Raw genomic sequence first — 206 nt, forward strand, 5'->3', positions numbered from 1 at the left:
ACCATCGGCGCTAGAGAGCTTAACTTCCGTGTTCGGTATGGGAACGGGTGTGACCTCTCTGCCATCATTACCAGACTATATTCATTTAAGACAAGAATCATTTTAACTTATTCAACTTTTAAAGTCAATAAGTTTTTTATATTCTTTCAAAACTAGATAACATTGCTTCATATTATATGGTTAAGTCCTCGATCTATTAGTATTCG

General features: G+C 34.5%; 1 rRNA gene. It reads right to left on the reverse strand.

The window, feature by feature from the left end:
* Nucleotides 1-75, reverse strand: a 5S ribosomal RNA gene (gene rrf / locus JDS92_RS30650); the annotation flags it as partial.
* Nucleotides 76-206 lie beyond the last annotated feature (131 nt).

The organism is Bacillus cereus group sp. N12 (genome assembly GCF_016483575.1).
GTDB lineage: Bacteria > Bacillota > Bacilli > Bacillales > Bacillaceae_G > Bacillus_A > Bacillus_A toyonensis.